This window comes from Microbacterium dauci (genome assembly GCF_030065535.1).
Lineage (GTDB): Bacteria > Actinomycetota > Actinomycetes > Actinomycetales > Microbacteriaceae > Microbacterium > Microbacterium dauci.
Genome location: NZ_JASJND010000007.1, coordinates 377454 through 389878 on the forward strand (window position 1 = coordinate 377454; position 12425 = coordinate 389878).

Genomic DNA, 12425 nt, shown 5'->3' on the forward strand with positions numbered 1-12425 from the left:
TTCGCGTCAGTTTGCGACGCCGCGAATCGGCGGGTGGTGGAATGTGTCACCGAACACGCGCTCGCTCGAGCCCTCGCGATCGAGGTATGGCGTCGCGCCGCCGTCGATGAACGGCCACCCCGCGCCGAGGATCAGGCACAGGTCGATGTCCTCGACCTCGGGCACGACGCCCTCGTCGAGCATCAGCTTGATCTCCTGGGCGAGGCCGTCCTGCACCCGACGGAGGATCTCTGCGGCGGGAGTCGGCGTAGAACCGGCGACGGTGGCGACGAGCTTCGCGGCTTCCTTCGTGAAACCGGTGACGCGCCCACCCTTGTCCTTCTCGACGACGTCGCCGAGCTCGGCGAGCGCGTGGAAGTTCTCGTTGGCGTAGAACCGGTCCGGGAACGCCCGCACCATCGTGTCCTGCACGTGCGCCGCGACCTTCCAGCCGACGAGGTCGATGAGCTGGAACGGCCCCATCGGCAGGCCGAGCGGGCCGAACGCCTTCTCGACGTCGGCCACTGGAGTGCCCTCGTAGACCGCGCGCGCCGCCTCACCCATGACCTTCGCGAGCAGCCGGTTGACGACGAAACCGGGTGCGTCGGCGGTGAGCACGGCGTTCTTGCCGAGGCCCTTCGCGACGACGAACGCGGTCGAGAGAGCGGCTTCCGAGGTGGTCGGCGTCTTCACGATCTCGATCAGCGGCATGACCGCCACCGGGTTGAAGAAGTGGAACCCCACGAGCCGCTCGGGGTGCGCGAGCTTCGCGCCGATCTCTTCGACCGAGAGCGAGGAGGTGTTCGTCGCGAGGATCGCGTCCTCCGCGACGACGGCCTCGATCTCGGCGAAGACGGCCTGCTTCACGCCGACCTCTTCGAAGACCGCCTCGATCACGAAGTCGCAGTCCGCATACAGGCTCTTGTCCGTCGTACCGGTCACGAGCGCGCGCAGCTTGTTCGCGGCATCCGCGTCGAGACGACCCTTCGCCTCGAGCTTGCCGATCTCATCGTGGATGTACGCGACACCCTTGTCGACGCGGGTCTGGTCGAGATCGGTGATGAGCACCGGCACCTGCAGGCGCCGCACGAACAGCAGCGCGAACTGGCTCGCCATCAGACCGGCACCGATGATGCCGACCTTCGTGACCTTCTTCGCGAGCGCCTTGTCGGGGGCGCCGACCGGACGCTTCGCGCGCTTCTGCACGAGGTCGAAGGCGTACATGGATGCCGCGAACTGATCACCCGTCACGAGGTCGGCGAGCGCCTCGTCCTCACGGGCGAACGCGTCTGCCTTCGAGCCGCCCTTCGCCTTGTCGAGCAGATCGAGCGCGACATACGGGGAGCGGGGCACGGTGCCGATCTTCGACTCGAGCATGCCGCGCGCGACCTTGATCGCGATGGGCCACTTCGTCAGGCGCTCGATCTTGCCAGGCTCGTTCTTCCGCACGACCTTCACCGAGCCGCCGAGCACCCCGTCCGCCCAGCGGAGCGAGTCCTCGAGGTAGGTCGCTGCCGGGAAGATCGCGTCCATGATGCCGAGCTCGAACGCCTGCGCGGGCTTCAGCACCCGGTTCTGCTTGAGCGGGTTCGAGACGACGACCTCGAGCGCGTTCTCGATGCCGATGAGGTTCGGCAGCAGGTACGCGCCGCCCCAGCCGGGGATGATGCCGAGGAACACCTCGGGGAGTGCGATCGCCGCGGCCGAGGCATCCACCGTCCGATAGGTCGAGTTGAGCGCGATCTCGAGACCGCCGCCGAGGGCCAGGCCGTTGACGAACGCGAACGACGGCACCCCGAGGTCGGAGAGCTTACCGAGCACGTGGTGGCCGAGCTGCGCGATGAGGCGCGCGTTCTCCTTCGATCCGACGTTGCCGACCTCGCTGAGGTCGGCGCCGGCGGCGAGGATGTACTGCTTTCCGGTGATGCCGACGGCGTGGATCTCACCGGCCTTGGCACGCGAGGCCAGCCCGTCGAGGACGCCGCCGAGAGCGGTGAGGGTCGCTGGGCCGAGCGTGTTCGGGCGGGTGTGGTCACGACCGTTGTCGAGCGTGATCAGCGCGAGCACCTTGCCGCTCGGCAGGGTCACGTCGCGCACGGGCGACTGCGTCACGACCTCGGTGTCGGACATCGCGAGGAGCGGGGAGAAGTCGATCGCTTCGTAGTTCGTCATTGCGGCTGTCTCACTTCTTCTTGCCGTTGTAGTGCGGGTTCTCCCAGATGACCGAGCCGCCCTGGCCGAGACCCACGCACATGGCGGTGAGGCCGTAGCGGACGTCGGGGCGCTCGGCGAACTGCGCCGCGAGCTGGATCATCAGGCGGACGCCGGATGCCGCCAGCGGGTGACCGAGCGCGATCGCCCCGCCCCACTGGTTCACTCGCGGGTCGTCGTCGGCGATGCCGAAGTGGTCGAGCAGCGAGATGACCTGGACCGCGAAGGCTTCATTGAGTTCGAACAGACCGATGTCGTCGATGGTGAGGCCGGCCTTCCTGAGGGCCTTCTCGGTTGAGGGGATCGGACCGATGCCCATGATCTCGGGCTGAACGCCGGCGAAGGCGTACGAGACGAGGCGCATCTTGGGCTTGAGGCCGAGCTCCTTGACGGCGCCGCCGCCGGCGAGGAGCGACATCGTCGCGCCGTCGGTGAGCGGGGAGGAGGTGCCGGCGGTGACGCGACCGTGCGGACGGAACGGCGTCTTCAGCGCGGCCAGGTCCTCCATGGTGGTTTGCGGGCGACGCCCTTCATCCTCGGTGGCGAGGCCCCACGCGCCGGCGGCATCCTTCACGGCCACAGACACAAGGTCGGGCTGGAACTTGCCGGCGTCGTACGCGGCCTGCGCCTTGTGCTGGCTCAGCATGCCGAATCGGTCGGAGCGTTCCTTCGTGAGCTGCGGGAAACGGTCGAAGATGCGCTCGGCCGTGACGCCCATGTTGAGCGCGCCCGGGTCGACCATCTTCTCGGCCACGAAGCGGGGGTTCGGGTCGGCGTTGCCACCGATCGGGTAGTGCCCCATGTGCTCGACGCCGCCGGCGAGGGCGACGTCGTACATGCCCATGCCGATCGAACCCGCCATCGTCGTGACGCTGGTCATCGCGCCCGCACACATCCGGTCGATGGCGAAGCCGGGCACGGTCTGCGGGAGCCCCGCGAGGATCGCGACGGAGCGCCCGAGGGTGAGGCCCTGCTCGCCCGTCTGACTCGTCGCCGCGATCGCGACGTCGTCGACGCGCTCAGCGGGAACCGACGGGTTCCGTTCCATCAGGCCGATGGTCGCCTTGACGGCGAGGTCATCGGCGCGGGTGTTCCAGTACATGCCCTTCTCGCCGGCGCGCCCGAAAGGGGTCCGCATTCCGTCGACGAAGTAGACGTCCGAAAGCTCGGCCACACTGCCTCCAATGATTGGGTTCGCACCCAGCCTATGGAGGCCCTCCGCCCGTGAAAATCGGTTGGTTCGAACCTACGAAGGAGATTCGGATGCCTCGTCGGGCGCGTTGACGGAATCCACAAACGCAGCGGCGATGACCTGTGCGGTCTGCCCAATCTGCCAGTCCCGAGCCCCCCACTCCGCGAGCGCGGCACCGACGGTCTCGACGGTGATCTCGGCAGGGGGGTTCCACGCGACGCGGCGGAGCGTGTCGGGGGTGAGGAGGTTCTCCGTCGGCATAGCGAGGGCCGTCGCCAGCTCCTCGACGGCCGGCCGCGCGGCCTTCAGCCGTGCGTCCGCAGGAGGGTTCCGATCCGCCCACGCCCGCGGCGGTGGCATCCCATCGCCGGACCCTCGTTCCGACGGCAGTGCGGGGTCTGCGCGGCCGGCCTCGATCGCCGCCCACCAGCGGTCGAGCTGCGACCTGCTCGCGCGGCCGGTGAACTCCTTCACCCGTGCGAGGTCGCCCTTCGTCGCGGGGTTCGCAGCGACGGCGGCGACGAGCGCGCGGTCGGGAACGAGTCGACCGGGGGACACATCTTGTTCGCGCGCATACTCCTCGCGCGCCGTCCAGAGTGCGCGGGCGATGGCGAGCGCGCGGCGCCCGCGAACGCTGTGGAGTCCGCTCAGTCGTCGCCACGGCTCTTCGCGCGCCGGCTTCGGCGCCCGCGTGCGCACGGCCTCGAACTCCTCGGCTGCGAACTCGGTCTTCCCTTGCTCCTCGAGCTCAGCCACGAGCGCGTCGCGGACGTCGACGAGGTGGAGGACATCGAGCGCCGCGTACTCCAGCCACGACTGCGGCAGCGGGCGGGTCGACCAATCGGCCGCGCTGTGCGCTTTCGCGAGGGTGATGCCGAGCGTGTGCTCCACGACTGCGCCGAGACCGACACGCTCGTGGCCGAGCAGGCGTGCTGCGAGTTCGGTGTCGAAGATCCGTGGCGGTTCGAGGCCGTCCTCGCGCAATGAGGGGAGGTCTTGGCTGGCGGCGTGGAGGACCCACTCCTCGTCGCCGATGGCGTCCTGCAACGCGCTCATGTCGCCGATAGCGGGAGGGTCGAAGAGGAACACGCCGGCGCCGCGCCGGTAGGCCTGGATCAGATACGCCCGCTGGGAGTATCGGAACCCCGATGCGCGCTCCACGTCGACGGCGACGGGACCGGTGCCCGCCGCCAATGCCGCTGCAGCGGATGCCGCTGTCGTGGCATCCCCGATGACGTCGTACTCAGCCACGCAAGCTCCGCTGTCCGCCGAACACGGCGATGTCCTCGGACCCCGGCGGCAGGCCGGCGAGCATGCACACCAGCTCTCCCCAGGCGTCCATGTGTCGTGCGAGGTCGCCGTCCGGCGACCACGAGGCACGCAGTTCGATCTGCGCACCGTCTCCTTCTGCGGCGAGCGTCCCGAAGCCCTTCGAGAGCGTCTTGGTCGCCGTCCCTGATGCGGCGTGGAACGTCGCCCCACGTGCGGCGAGCGCATCGACGAGCCACGACCACGCGACATCTGCGAGCAGCGGGTCGGTCCCGATCTCGGGCTCGAGCGGCGCCTGCGCGAAGCAGACGATCCGCCACGGACCGCCCCACGCGTCGGGCTCGGCGGGATCGTGGAGGATCACGATGCGGCCCGTGCCGTAGGGCGAGTCGTCGTGGGTTTCGGGCCGGACGTCGCCGGCGAAGGCGATCGCCTCGGGCGCGAGCTGCGACGGCGCCGGGATCTCGCGGACCACGAAGTCGGATCGGAACGTCAGCGCGCGCAACGACTCGGCGGCGGCAAGGAAGGCGAGAGAGCCGTCCGCGGGTTCGTTCACGTCGACAGACTAGAGTGAGGGCACCATGAAGGCTTCCAGGCGCGCCGTTCCCGTCGCGGCCGACGAGCGCACCGTCATCGCCCTCCGCAGTGTGGTCGTCGCCCTCGCGACGGCACTGATCAGCGTCACCGGGCTGCTCGCACTCCTTGCCGGTCGTGTCGCCCGCCGCGTCGTGATGCCGGCGGTTCGGGTGCCGGACATCCAACTGCTCGACGTCGACACGGCGGCGCAGACGATCACCGTCAACCGCACCCCCGACACCGTGCTGCCGGGCCGGTACGGGCTGTTCACGACCGGGACGCAGGACTACGTGAAGCTCGGCACGGTGCTGTCGGCGGATGCCACGCAGGTCACACGCAAACTGCTCACGCAGATCGGTCCGACCGATCGGCTCGCGAGCGAGGCTGCCTTCAGTGGGTGGTACTTCAGCTCGCCTGAGGAGCTGCACGTCCCTTTCAGCTCGGAATCGATCCCGACCGCGCTCGGCTCGTGCCCTGCCTGGCTCTTCCCGGCGCCGGAGGCGACCGACGTGTGGGCGATCCACATCCATGGTCGCGGGACGACCCGTTCCGAGTCGCTCCGTGCGGTGCCGGTGTTCCGAGCGGCCGGAATCACCTCGCTGCTGGTCTCGTATCGCAACGACGGTGAGGCGCCGCGAAGCCGTGGCGGCTCGTACGCGCTCGGCGCGACCGAGTGGCGCGACGTCGACCGCGCGCTCGGTTTCGCGCGGCGTCGAGGTGCGCGTCGGATCGTCCTGATGGGCTGGTCGATGGGCGGGGCGATCGCGCTCCAGCTCGCGCTGAACTCCGCGCACCGCGACCTGATCGCCGGCGTCGTGCTCGACTCACCGGTCGTCGACTGGCGTCGTGTCCTCACGTATCAGGCGCGGCAGATCAAGGTCCCGAAGCCCCTGGCGGAGCTCGCGCTCGAAGCGCTGCACCAGGGGTGGGGGAGCCGCGTCACCGGCGCGGACGCGGCGATCCCGTTCGAGAAGCTCGACCTGGTCGCCCGCGCCGACGAGCTGCACCGCCCGACGCTCATCCTGCACAGTGACGGCGACGACTTCGTCCCGCCGAGCGCGTCATACGCGCTGGCTGCCGCTCGCCCCGACATCGTGCAGCTCGAGCGTTTCGCAATCGCGCGCCACACGAAGCTCTGGAACTACGACGAGGATCGCTGGGCCTCGGTGGTGCGCGAGTGGCTCGACGGCCAGGGGCTCAGCGCACCCGCAGCCGCAGGTAGCTGAATCCCGCCCCATCGACGAGCATCCCGACCGGCTCGGTCGCGGGCTGCGTGGCTGGTGCGACGATGGGCGTCCCGCTCGGGGTCACGACCGGTGCCACAGTCAGGCAGTACTCATCGATCATCCCTGCGTCGGCGAACTGCGTCGCGATTGATGGGCCGCCCTCGCAGACGATGCGGGTGAGCCCGCGCGACGACAGCGCCTCGACGATGCGGACGGGCGTGATCTGCTCGGTATCCGGGAGTCGCACGACGGTCATGCCGGGGACCGCATCGACCGGCGGAGCGGATGCCGGCACGAGCACCAGTACCTGATCTTCAGGGCCGTCCGGGTCGAGCGTGAGCCGGTGCCCTGCGAGGTCGCCTGACCGCGAGACGACGGCGAGCCTCGCGCGTCGAGGCACGACGTAGCCCTCGGCCCGCACGCTTTGCGCCCCGACGACGACGACGTCGGCGGCCGCGCGGATGATGCCGAGGATCGTCCGGTCGACACGATTCGTCAGCGATTCGCTGGTTCCGTCCGTGCCCGCCGCGGTGCCCGTCAGGGTCGTGATCATGTTGAGTCGGACGTACGCGCGATCGTCACGGGCGTAGCGCCGCTCGAGCCACTCGCGGCCGACTGCGGTGGCGGCATCCACTCGATCAGCGGTCGACGGCAGCACCTCGGTCACCCACACGTCGTCATCCTCGCACGCGACTACTGTTGAGGGGTGTCCCGCACCTCCACCGGCATCGTGCGTCTCACCGACCGTCACCCCCAGGTGACCGGCGCGGAGATGGTCGCCGCGCTCACCCCTCCGCCGCAGTTCGACGGCGCGACGTTCGCGACGTATCGCGCCGACGACGCGTACCCGTCGCAGCAGGAAGCGAAGGACCTGCTCGAGAAGTTCAGCGGCGGGGGAGCAGTGCCGGCGCGCGGCGGACTGTTCCGTCGGGCCAAGCGCGAGCCCGAGATGAAGCCGGGCGTCTACCTCGATGGCGGGTTCGGTGTTGGCAAGACCCACCTCCTCGCCTCGATCTACCACGCGATGCCGGCGCGACGGAAGTACTTCGGCTCGTTCATCGAATACACGGCGCTCGTCGGCGCCATCGGCTACCAGAAGACCGTGGAGTTGTTCCGCGGTGCGGACCTGCTCTGCATCGACGAGTTCGAACTCGACGACCCGGGCGACACGATGGTGATGACCCGTTTGATCGCCGAGCTCGTGCCGACCGGCACGAAGCTGGCCGCGACGTCGAACACGCCCCCGAACGCACTCGGCGAGGGTCGGTTCGCGGCGCAGGACTTCCTCCGCGAGATCCACGCCATGTCGGCACACTTCCAGACCCTCCGTATCGACGGCACCGACTACCGTCAGCGCGCCGTCGACGGGCACGCGATCGTGCTCGACTCCGAGGAGTACGAAGCTGCACTCGCGGATGCCGCGGGTGACACGCTCGTCGCAGACGACGAGTTCGCCGCGCTCGTGGCGCACCTCGCGACCGTGCACCCTTCCCGCTACATCCGCTTGATCGAAGAGATCGGCGCGATCGGACTCCGAGACGTCACAACGTTCGACGACCAGTCCGCCGCGCTGCGCTTCGTGGCGTTCGTCGACCGCGCCTATGACGCGCAGATCCCGATCCGGGCGACGGGCGTCGCGCTCGACCGTGTGTTCCGCGACGACATGCTCGCCGGCGGTTACCGCAAGAAGTATCTGCGCGCCATCTCGCGCCTCGTCGCTCTCACGCATTCCCCGGTCGGCGCGTAGCGAGCTCACTGCCTCACGAAACGTGATGTTTACCTGACCGGTGGTCGTGTAACACGAACGAAACGCGACGCGCCCGCCAGCGGTAATGGCGCACCGTCAGACTGATCGCGCCCGAAAGCTTCGCGACTCCCGATGTTCAGCGTTGCTCCGGGACCGAGATACACATCACATGAGTGAGGAACTTCATGGACAGCGGAAACCTCGCGTGGTCTGTCGCCGCGACAGCCCTCGTACTCTTCATGACGCCCGGCGTGGCGTTCTTCTACGGAGGACTCGTCAAGGCGAAGAGCGTCGTCAGCATGATGATGCTGAGCTTCGGCGCGATGGGCCTCGTCGGCGTGCTCTGGATCCTCTTCGGATTCAACATGAGCCTCGGCGGCGGCACGTTCGCCTTCTCCGGCAACCCCTTCGCGGACTTCGGTCTCGCCACTGCTGACAGCGACACGCTCGTCGGTGCGGCCTTCGGCGCGACCTTCGCGATCATCACCGTCGCCCTCATCTCGGGCGCGATCGCAGACCGCGCCAAGTTCGGTGCCTGGATGCTCTTCGCGGGCCTCTTCGCCGTGCTGATCTACTTCCCCGTTGCTGCGTGGGTCTGGGGCGACGGCTGGATCTTCAACTGGGGCGACGAGACCGGTCTTCCGGCCGTCATCGACTACGCCGGTGGTACTGCTGTCCACATCAACGCCGGTGCAGCCGCCCTCGCTCTCGCGCTCGTCCTCGGCAAGCGCGTCGGCTTCCAGAAGGGCCTCCACAAGCCCCACAACGTGCCGCTCGTCATGCTCGGCGCTGCCATCCTCTGGTTCGGCTGGTTCGGCTTCAACGCCGGCGCTGAAGGTACCTTCGGCCTCCTCGGCACCGAGGACCAGGCTGTCGGCACGATCGTCATCAACACGCTCGGTGCGACTGCCGCGGCCATCCTCGGCTGGACGCTCATCGAGAAGCTCAAGGACGGCAAGGCGACCTCGGTCGGCGCCGCCTCGGGTGCCGTCGCCGGTCTCGTCGCCATCACCCCCGCGTGCGCCGCGCTGGCGCCGGGCTGGGCTCTGCTGCTCGGTGTCATCACCGGTGCCGTCTGTGCCCTGGCGATCGAGCTCAAGTGGAAGCTCGGCTACGACGACTCGCTCGACGTCGTGGGTGTGCACCTCGTCGGTGGCCTCATCGGCACGATCTACCTCGGCTTCTTCGCCACCGGCACCGGCCTGTTCACCGGCGGCGACGCCGGCCAGCTGGTCTCGCAGACGGTCGCGGCGCTCGCGGTCCTCGTCTACTCCTTCGTCGGCGCCTTCATCATCGGCATCGCGATCGAGAAGACGATCGGCTTCCGCGTGAAGAACGAAGACGAGGTCGCAGGCATCGACACCACCGTTCACGGTGAAGAGGGCTACGCGCTGGTCGACTGACCTTCAGCTCTCCCCAGAAGGGGCGTCGCGGATCTACGCGGCGCCCCTTCTGTCGTGCCCGACGTCGGCTACCGTGGCGGCCATGGGTCTTCTCTCGCGAGTCCTCCGCATCTTCGCGCCGGAGCGTCCTGATGCCAGGTCGTCCCAGGTGCCCGGAATGATCGGGCAGGGTGCGGCACCGTCGGCCGGTGCGGGCTCCATCGTCGAGATCCCCGTGCCCGCGTCCGTCCGTCTCCGCTACGCGGCGCAGCCCGATGGTCGGCCCGACGCGGGGGAGGTTGTCTGGGGATGGGTGCCGTTCCAGGAGGACCCATCGCAGGGGAAGGACCGCCCGCTCCTGCTGCTCGCACGGTCGGACGACGGCCGCATGCTCGCGATGAAGCTCACAAGTCGCGCGCCTGACCGAGCGGATGCCGCGATCGGCATCGGCAGCGGCCCCTGGGACCGTGCAGGGCGCGCCTCCTGGGTCGATATCGACCAGGCGTACCTCGTGCCGCGTGACGGCGTCAGACGCGAAGGCGCGGCCGTATCGCAGGAGACGTTCGACCGGGTTGCGCTGGAACTGGCGGAACGCCTGGGCTGGACGGTCGAATGACGGCGGAACGACGAAGCCCCGCTGCCAGTGCAGCGGGGCTTCTGTGGTGGGCGATGCGGGACTCGAACCCACGACCTCTTCCGTGTGAAGGAAGCGCGCTACCAACTGCGCCAATCGCCCATTCGGCCACGTGGGCCGGTGATCGAGCATACCGGATCCGAGGCCGTCTCCCGAACCGGGCAGGCGGACACGCGCGGGGTGCCGTCGGTTTTGCGCCCGGCCGAATCTCGTCTAATGTAGATCGAGTTCCCGGGGCAACCAGGGGGCACGCGGATGTAGCGCAGTGGTAGCGCATCACCTTGCCAAGGTGAGGGTCGCGAGTTCGAATCTCGTCATCCGCTCGAGTGTGGGGATCTCCCTCAGGGGAGATCGCGTCACGTGGGTCAAACCACACACGGTGGCGTGGCCGAGTGGCTAGGCAGCGGCCTGCAAAGCCGTCCACACGGGTTCGAATCCCGTCGCCACCTCCACTCACAACTCAACAGCCTGTACAGGCGCGATTGGCGCAGCGGTAGCGCGCTTCCCTGACACGGAAGAGGTCACTGGTTCGATCCCAGTATCGCGCACAAGATAACCCCCGATAAACCGGGGGTTGTTTGTTGCTTGGGGGAGTCCGTGCAACATCTGTGCAATATCGATTCTCCGCCCCGTGCAATAGTGCATCCGCTCCGTTGTCCCAGTACTAAAGCCGTATGACCAGGCAAAATGGCGCGGCTCAGGCTGCAACAACACAGGAATCTGACGAATCTTCGAACTCGATCGCGATCGGGCCCAACGGAGAGACCGCCGAGTACGTCTTCGTGACGCCGGAGATGGCTGTTTCGTGGCTCGCGGCGAACATCGACCGGAACCGAAACGTCAAGAAGAGTCGCATCAACGGCTACGTCCGCGACATCCAGAGCGACAACTGGGTGCTCACCGGTGAGGCGATCAAGTTCGACACCACAGGTCGACTCATCGACGGGCAGAACCGCTGCCACGCGATCATCGGGGCGGGCATGGGCGCGTGGGTGCTCGTTGTGCGGGGGATCAGCGAGGAAGCGCTTGTGGTGCTCGACTCCGGTTCCGCGCGCAACACGGGGGACATGCTGATCATCACCGGCCTCGCCGAGAAGGCTGACGCGAAGGACGTCGGCGCGATCGCGCGTCTGCACGTGGCGTGGAAGGCCGGCGACGTGAAGCACGCGGCATCGCACATCGGCGGGAGCTCGCAGCTCACGAAGACGGAGATGGCTGAGGCGGTGATGGCGATCCCCAACATCGACTTTGCGGCGCGCCACGCCCGTCTGATGTACCGATACCTGCGACTTCCGGTCAGCGCGCTCGGCGTCGCGTTCCTCGAGTTCTCCGAACTCGACGTCGATGACACGGCCGAGTTCTTCAACCGCATCCGTGACGGCATCCAGAACGGTCCTGGCGACCCGTTCCTGACGCTTTCGCGCCGTGTGAGCAACGACCTGCAGGCGGGCGCGTCCCGGCGCATCCTGCCAGGGCAAGCGCTCTTCTACCTGTTCCGGACATGGAACGCCTACCGGGCGAACGAGAGTCTCGTGAAGCTGCAGATTGGTTCGCCGCAGGCGGGTTTCACTCCCGTGCCAGCGCCGCGATGAGCAACGTGTGCGATTCGATACCTAATTCGGTACTGCATGAGGTGCCGCGAACGATGTACTATTCGTAGTGAGGGGTCTCCGAACCCCTATACCGGAGGAGAACTGATGTGGGCTCTTGAGAACCTCGTGTCCGTGACAGAGGTGAAGAAGAACACAACTACATACATCGACAGAGCGCGTGAGGGTGAGACTCTCGTTGTGCTCAAGAACAACAAGCCCCAGGCAGCGATCGTTGGGGTCGAGCGGATGGAACGACTCGACCACTTGGAGGAACTCGAAGAGGACTTGCGCCTCTTTGCAGCGACCCTCGTGCGTATGGCGGCCGATTCCGGCGTGCGTCACAGCCTTGATGATGTGATCAGCGACCTGGGGATCGAACTCGACGACTGAGAGGAACCCGACCATGGCTCGTGTGGAGCTAACGGATGACGCGAAAGAGGATCTTCGCGATCTGGATGGTGCCGCGCGGAAGATCGTGGTTAAGGCGCTGAAGAAGCTCGAGATGGAACCCGAGTTGCGGGGGGGGCGCCGCCGCGCCCCACGCCCGTGCCTCGTGGGGCGCGGGCGAGGTCGTCGTGTTCCGAGTGAACGCCGACGACGGCCCCTGGACGATCACC

At 67.8% G+C, this 12425-nt stretch carries 12 protein-coding genes and 4 tRNA genes; 9 read left to right on the plus strand and 7 right to left on the minus strand.

Going from position 1 to position 12425, the window contains the following annotated elements; translation table 11 throughout:
* Positions 1-6 precede the first annotated feature (6 nt).
* The 4 genes from QNI14_RS13345 to QNI14_RS13360 form a co-directional block, all read right to left on the minus strand.
* Positions 7-2151: a 3-hydroxyacyl-CoA dehydrogenase NAD-binding domain-containing protein gene (locus tag QNI14_RS13345; RefSeq protein WP_283717108.1), complete on the minus strand. Its 2145-nt coding sequence runs from the start codon at positions 2149-2151 to the stop codon at positions 7-9.
* 10 nt (positions 2152-2161) lie between these two features.
* The gene (locus QNI14_RS13350; protein ID WP_283717110.1) at positions 2162-3364 is read right to left on the minus strand and encodes a thiolase family protein; all 1203 of its coding nucleotides are present in this window, start codon (positions 3362-3364) and stop codon (positions 2162-2164) included.
* A 72-nt stretch (positions 3365-3436) separates the two neighbouring features.
* Positions 3437-4633, minus strand: coding sequence for a ribonuclease D (locus QNI14_RS13355; RefSeq protein ID WP_283717111.1), 1197 nt, complete (start codon positions 4631-4633; stop codon positions 3437-3439).
* The gene (locus tag QNI14_RS13360) at positions 4626-5207 is read right to left on the minus strand and encodes a DUF3000 domain-containing protein (RefSeq protein WP_283717112.1); all 582 of its coding nucleotides are present in this window, start codon (positions 5205-5207) and stop codon (positions 4626-4628) included. Before QNI14_RS13360 ends, QNI14_RS13355 begins: the two co-directional genes overlap by 8 nt.
* Positions 5208-5232: 25 nt before the next feature.
* Here QNI14_RS13360 and QNI14_RS13365 point away from each other — a divergent pair, with 25 nt between their 5' ends.
* Positions 5233-6453, plus strand: a complete 1221-nt coding sequence (locus QNI14_RS13365; protein WP_283717113.1) for an alpha/beta hydrolase family protein — start codon at positions 5233-5235, stop codon at positions 6451-6453.
* Here the strand turns inward: QNI14_RS13365 and QNI14_RS13370 are convergent.
* Positions 6425-7126, minus strand: coding sequence for a dihydrofolate reductase family protein (locus QNI14_RS13370; protein ID WP_283717114.1), 702 nt, complete (start codon positions 7124-7126; stop codon positions 6425-6427). The genes QNI14_RS13365 and QNI14_RS13370 overlap by 29 nt on opposite strands.
* 33 nt (positions 7127-7159) lie before the next feature.
* Here QNI14_RS13370 and zapE point away from each other — a divergent pair, with 33 nt between their 5' ends.
* From zapE to QNI14_RS13385, 3 genes are all read left to right on the plus strand, one after another.
* Positions 7160-8200: a cell division protein ZapE gene (gene zapE, locus QNI14_RS13375; RefSeq protein ID WP_283717115.1), complete on the plus strand. Its 1041-nt coding sequence runs from the start codon at positions 7160-7162 to the stop codon at positions 8198-8200.
* Between the two features lie 185 nt (positions 8201-8385).
* A complete protein-coding gene (locus QNI14_RS13380) occupies positions 8386-9603 on the plus strand; it encodes an ammonium transporter (protein WP_283717116.1) in 1218 nt (405 codons plus the stop codon).
* 82 nt (positions 9604-9685) lie between these two features.
* The gene (locus QNI14_RS13385; RefSeq protein WP_283717117.1) at positions 9686-10198 is read left to right on the plus strand and encodes a type II toxin-antitoxin system PemK/MazF family toxin; all 513 of its coding nucleotides are present in this window, start codon (positions 9686-9688) and stop codon (positions 10196-10198) included.
* Between the two features lie 44 nt (positions 10199-10242).
* Here QNI14_RS13385 and QNI14_RS13390 read toward each other — a convergent pair.
* A tRNA-Val gene (locus tag QNI14_RS13390) sits at positions 10243-10318 on the minus strand.
* A 149-nt stretch (positions 10319-10467) separates the two neighbouring features.
* On the opposite strand from QNI14_RS13390, the gene QNI14_RS13395 reads away from it, so the two are divergent.
* The 5 genes from QNI14_RS13395 (at position 10468) to QNI14_RS13415 (ending at position 12198) form a co-directional block, all read left to right on the plus strand.
* Positions 10468-10539, plus strand: a tRNA-Gly gene (locus tag QNI14_RS13395).
* Positions 10540-10594: 55 nt separating this feature from the next.
* Positions 10595-10668, plus strand: a tRNA-Cys gene (locus tag QNI14_RS13400).
* A gap of 24 nt (positions 10669-10692) precedes the next feature.
* A tRNA-Val gene (locus tag QNI14_RS13405) sits at positions 10693-10764 on the plus strand.
* Between the two features lie 246 nt (positions 10765-11010).
* A complete protein-coding gene (locus QNI14_RS13410) occupies positions 11011-11808 on the plus strand; it encodes a hypothetical protein (RefSeq protein ID WP_283717118.1) in 798 nt (265 codons plus the stop codon).
* Between the two features lie 105 nt (positions 11809-11913).
* Positions 11914-12198, plus strand: coding sequence for a type II toxin-antitoxin system Phd/YefM family antitoxin (locus QNI14_RS13415; protein ID WP_283717119.1), 285 nt, complete (start codon positions 11914-11916; stop codon positions 12196-12198).
* A gap of 28 nt (positions 12199-12226) precedes the next feature.
* Here QNI14_RS13415 and QNI14_RS13420 read toward each other — a convergent pair.
* On the minus strand, positions 12227-12425 hold a 199-nt coding region (locus QNI14_RS13420), incomplete at its 5' end, for a hypothetical protein (protein WP_283717120.1).

Bases quoted from the DNA above. Each gene is read 5' to 3' on its own strand.
- QNI14_RS13345 (WP_283717108.1), bottom strand. From the start codon at position 2,151: ATGACGAACTACGAAGCGATCGACTTCTCCCCGCTCCTCGCGATGTCC.
- QNI14_RS13365 (WP_283717113.1), top strand. From the start codon at position 5,233: ATGAAGGCTTCCAGGCGCGCCGTTCCCGTCGCGGCCGACGAGCGCACC.
- QNI14_RS13380 (WP_283717116.1), top strand. From the start codon at position 8,386: ATGGACAGCGGAAACCTCGCGTGGTCTGTCGCCGCGACAGCCCTCGTA.
- QNI14_RS13385 (WP_283717117.1), top strand. From the start codon at position 9,686: ATGGGTCTTCTCTCGCGAGTCCTCCGCATCTTCGCGCCGGAGCGTCCT.
- QNI14_RS13410 (WP_283717118.1), top strand. From the start codon at position 11,011: ATGGCTGTTTCGTGGCTCGCGGCGAACATCGACCGGAACCGAAACGTC.
- QNI14_RS13415 (WP_283717119.1), top strand. From the start codon at position 11,914: ATGTGGGCTCTTGAGAACCTCGTGTCCGTGACAGAGGTGAAGAAGAAC.